This is a genomic window from Streptomyces sp. 13-12-16 (genome assembly GCF_002114215.1).
Lineage (GTDB): Bacteria > Actinomycetota > Actinomycetes > Streptomycetales > Streptomycetaceae > Streptomyces.
This window is the reverse complement of the sequence record NZ_NCTE01000313.1, coordinates 1-4,666: the sequence shown is the minus strand read 5'-3', so window position 1 is coordinate 4,666 and position 4,666 is coordinate 1. Positions and strand designations below refer to the sequence as shown.

4 protein-coding genes are annotated in these 4,666 nt (G+C 70.7%); 1 reads left to right on the top strand and 3 read right to left on the bottom strand.

All coding sequences use genetic code 11. The annotated features are described in order from the left end of the window. On the bottom strand, nucleotides 1-666 hold a 666-nt coding region (locus B7767_RS13355; protein WP_143652420.1), incomplete at its 3' end, for an SGNH/GDSL hydrolase family protein. A gap of 163 nt (nucleotides 667-829) precedes the next feature. On the opposite strand from B7767_RS13355, the gene B7767_RS13350 reads away from it, so the two are divergent. Further along, entirely contained in the window at nucleotides 830-2,218 is a 1,389-nt protein-coding gene (locus B7767_RS13350; RefSeq protein WP_085572375.1) for a cystathionine beta-synthase, read from the top strand. Nucleotides 2,219-2,560: 342 nt separating this feature from the next. On the opposite strand, the gene B7767_RS13345 is transcribed toward B7767_RS13350, so the two are convergent. Together B7767_RS13345 and B7767_RS13340 are read right to left on the bottom strand one after the other, a co-directional pair. Next, nucleotides 2,561-2,983 carry a hypothetical protein gene (locus tag B7767_RS13345; protein ID WP_085572374.1) on the bottom strand — a complete coding sequence of 141 codons (423 nt, stop codon included), beginning with the start codon at nucleotides 2,981-2,983 and terminating at the stop codon, nucleotides 2,561-2,563. Between the two features lie 100 nt (nucleotides 2,984-3,083). Further along, the coding region (locus B7767_RS13340; protein ID WP_085572373.1) for an LCP family protein at nucleotides 3,084-4,666 on the bottom strand (1,583 nt) is incomplete at its 5' end.

The window sequence follows — 4,666 nt, the reverse complement described above, 5'->3', positions numbered from 1 at the left end:
CCCGCCCTGCTCGACCGCCCCGATCGTCTGCGCCGCCGCCAGCTGCCGCGAGGCCCGCCGGGCCAGCCAGCGCAGCGGCTGCCGCACCGGCTCGACCGAACCGAGATCGGGGCAGGTGCCGACGACCACCTCCGCGCCGGCCGTCCGCAGCCGCCGTACCGCCGAGGACAGATGGCGTACGGAACGGGTGGGCGGCATCCGGTGGGTGACGTCGTTGGCGCCGACCATGATCACGCAGATGTCCGGTACCCGGGAGGGGTCCGCCAGCGCCCGCGTCACCTGCCGGTCCAGATCGTCGGAACAGGCCCCGGGCACCGCGACCGTGCTCAGCCCCACCGGACGTTCCGCGATCGCCGCGACTCCCGACGCCAGCAGCGCGCCCGGTGTCTGCCCGGCCCGGTGCACGCCCTGCCCGGCCGCCGTGGAGTCGCCCAGCATCGTCAGCCGCAGCGCCGGTTCGCCCGGCACCGTGTACGCCGCGCCGTACAGCCCGTCCGCGTTCGGCACGTGAGGAGTCGTACCGTTGCCCACCCGGCGCCGCGCCAGCTGGGCCTCGGCCACCAGGAGTCCCACGGCGGCCGCCCCGGCCAGTCCGATGCCCCCGCCGCCGTACGCCGCGCCGGCCGCGATCCGCCGGGCCACCCTCGCCCTCGACAAGCCCGTCATCCCTCGCCGCCACCTCCTCGAACCCGTACACCCAGTGCTTGCCCCGTACGGACCGTGCTCCAATCCCCACAGCGAGTGAAGGACCCGGCCGGGTTCGGACCGGTGAGGGCCTAGGCTGGCAGCACCACTACGACCACCCCTTTTGCAGCATCCGGAGACAACGGTGCAATTCCACGACTCGATGATCAGCCTCGTCGGCAACACCCCGCTGGTGCGGCTCAACAGCGTGACCAAGGGCATCAGGGCGACCGTCCTGGCCAAGGTGGAGTACTTCAACCCGGGCGGTTCCGTGAAGGACCGCATCGCCCTGCGCATGATCGAGGCGGCGGAGCAGAGCGGCGAGCTGAAGCCGGGCGGCACCATCGTCGAGCCGACCAGCGGCAACACCGGCGTCGGACTCGCCATCGTGGCCCAGCAGAAGGGCTACAAGTGCATCTTCGTCTGCCCGGACAAGGTCTCCACGGACAAGATCAACGTACTGCGGGCCTACGGCGCCGAGGTCGTCGTCTGCCCGACCGCCGTGGACCCCGAGCACCCCGACTCCTACTACAACGTCTCCGACCGGCTGGTGCGCGAGACGCCGGGGGCCTGGAAGCCGGACCAGTACTCCAACCCCCACAACCCGCTCTCCCACTACCACTCCACCGGCCCGGAGCTGTGGGAGCAGACGGAGGGCAGGATCACCCACTTCGTGGCCGGCGTCGGCACCGGCGGCACCATCTCCGGGACCGGGCGCTACCTGAAGGAGGCCAGCGACGGCCGGGTGAAGGTGATCGGCGCCGACCCCGAGGGCTCCGTGTACTCCGGCGGCTCCGGGCGGCCGTACCTGGTGGAGGGCGTCGGCGAGGACTTCTGGCCGACCGCGTACGACCGTGACGTCGCGGACGAGATCGTCGCCGTCTCCGACAAGGACTCCTTCCAGATGACCCGCCGGCTCGCCAAGGAGGAGGGCCCGCTGGTCGGCGGCTCCTGCGGCATGGCGGTCGTGGCGGCGCTGGAGGTGGCCTCGCGGCTCGGTGAGGACGACGTGGTCGTCGTCCTGCTGCCGGACAGCGGCCGCGGCTACCTCAGCAAGATCTTCAACGACGAGTGGATGGCCGACTACGGCTTCCTGGAGGACGCCGGCACCAGCGCCCGCGTCAACGACGTCCTCGACGACAAGGAGGGCGGCCACATCCCCTCCCTCGTCCACATGCACCCCGACGAGACGATCGGCCAGGCCATCGAGGTGCTGCGCGAGTACGGCGTCTCGCAGATGCCGGTGGTCAAGCCGGGCGCCGGTCACCCGGACGTGATGGCCGCCGAGGTCGTCGGCTCGGTGGTGGAGCGGGAGCTGCTGGACGCGCTGTTCAGCAAGAGCGCCTCGCTGGACGACCCGCTGGAGAAGCACATGTCCGCGCCGCTGCCGCAGGTCGGCTCCGGTGAGCCCGTCGCGGACCTGATGGCCGTGCTCGGCAAGGCGGACGCGGCGATCGTCCTCGTCGAGGGCAAGCCGACCGGTGTGGTCAGCCGTCAGGACCTGCTGTCCTTCCTCGCCAAGACCGGGAAGTGACGGGGCGTCGGGCCGGAACGCCGGTGAACCCGCGCTGAACGGCCGGGTGCCGGCGGGTTCGTGATCTTCGTGGACTTCGCGGAAGTGGTACGAGCGTGTCACGTCCGCGCAGCACTCGCTTAACACGGGTCCGGCACATTGGTGGGTGTCGGCAGGGGTGGGAGCGGCTCCCCGCCCCGGCCGGCGGCCGAACGGCGTCGAAGGAACCTCCGGAGCGGCTCCCGGACCTCCACGGACGCCTCGGACGCGCAGCCCGTCCCGACGGGCGCGCGTCCCTCGCGGGGACCGCCGTCGTCCCGCCCCCCGGTGACGGGGGTGCGGCGGTCCCCGCGCAAGCCGGCCTCAGTCCTCCCAGTCGCTGTCCTGCGCGGGCCTGCGGCGCCCGAAGAGGCCCGGATGGGTGCGCGCGGCCTGTACGACGTTGACGCCGACGATGCCCAGCCAGGCGACCAGCAGTCCGGGCAGGTCGCCCACGCCCCCGCCGATCGCGGACAGCGGCACCGCCAGGACCAGCGAGACGATCCCGAAGCCGAAGCGCTCGCCCCAGGAGTCCGTGGCCTGCGGCGACCGGGAGTCCCGGGCCACCGTCATCTGCTGCTCGGCGAACTGCCGGCGCACCCGGCGCTCCACCACTCCGTCGATGCGCTGATCGACCTTCTCCAGGAACGAGTCGACCAGCGCGGATTCGTACTCCTCGCCCAGCTCCCTGCGGGCCTGCAGGGAGGCGTCGAGTTCCTTCTTCAGCTCGGTGTCCCGCGCGTCCATTCCGGTCATGCGGTCCAAGGTAGGCAGGCGGGGGACCGATGGCACTGGGGGTAACCCCCCTCTCGGTCTCGGGTTCGCCGCGTCGCTGCTCCTCGCACGTCTACTTCTTGCACATCTTCTCGTCGGCCCGGGACTGCTTGACGTCGACCTTCTTCGGCAGGGTGATGGGGACGCCGGCCTCCTTGAAGTCGGGGCCGAGGGTGAGCGTCATCGGGGTCGTCGCGTCGGCGTCCTTCGTGCCGGGCTTCATGGCCGAGGAGGGCAGGCCCATCAGGTCGGCGAGCTTGCGGGCCTGGTCGGCCTGGTTCGGCGCGTACTCCAGGCGGGTCTTGTCGACGTCGGCCGGGGCGTTGCCCCTGTTGGTGGACCTGGCCACGCCCTGGCCGGTCTGCAGCCAGGTCAGGGTGTCCTGTGCGGCGCCGGACGGGCCGCCGCCGTTGAAAACGTCGACGCGGATCTCGGACGCCTCCGCCCGTGTGCCCTCCAGCAGCTCGGCCTGCTTGTCCTTGGCGTCCTTCTCCTTCTTCTTCACCTCGGTGAGGGAGACGTCGTTCTGCAGCATGCTGAAGAGCTTCGGGGCCTCGGTCGGGTTCAGTACGACGGTGACGGGCGTGGGCTCGGCCGGATTGTCGATCACCGGCAGGGTCATCAGGGTGATGTTCTTCAGGTCGATCTTGCCGAGTTCCCTGGCGAGGGTGAGGAGCTTGCTGGGGCTGCCTATGCCCTTGTCCACGGTGAGGGACTTGGTGGCCGCGTCGGCGACGTCGAGCATCTTCGACGGGCTGTCCAGCGTGTCCTCCTTGAGCTGGCGGAGCATCGACGCGACGAACTTCTGCTGCATCTCGATCCGGTCCAGGTCGCTCTCGTTCTTCAGACCGTGCCGGTTGCGGAGGAAGGAGAGCGCGTCCTCGCCCTGGACGGTGCTCTCCCCGGCCGGCAGATCGAGTCCGGAGCCGCCGTCCAGATCCTTGAGGGGCTTGTCCAGGCACACCTTGACGCCGCCGACCGCGGTGGACAGCGTCTTGACCGCGTTGAAGTCGAACATCATGAAGTGGTCGAGCTCGAGGCCGGTGATCTCCTCGACGGTGAGCATGGTGCAGCCCGGATCGCGGCCGTTCACCCCGTAGGACTCGTTGAACTTCGTGGGGACCGTCGAGCCGGGGATCTTCTTGGTGGAGCCGTCGGACTGCTTGGACTCGCAGTCCGGGATCTTGATCATCAGGTCGCGGGGGATGCTCACCACGGTCGCGTTGGTGCGGTCCTCGGCCACGTGGAAGAGGAGCGTGGTGTCGGCGTGGCCGGTGACGTTGGTCCGGTTGCCGTAGGCCTCGTTGCCCTCGCCGGTGCGGACGTCGTTGCCGATGACCAGGAGGTTGACCGGCCCGTCCGCCATGGCCTCGTCACTGCCCACGTCACCGATGTCGACGGTGTTGATGTTGCCGTAGAGGCGTTCGTACCAGTAGTACGCGAACGCCGAACCGCCCACGAGGACCAGGCCGAGGACGCCTCCCGTCCACATCAGCGCCTTCTTCTTGCCGCTCCGCTTCGGCTTGCGCTTGCGGCGGCCGTGGCCGGGCGTGTCCTCGGACGCCGGTTCCGGTTCCGGCGCGGGTGCGGCACGGCGGCCGCGCTGGCCGGGGACGCGGACGGGCGCGGTGGAACCGGGGCGCGGGGCGCTGCGGG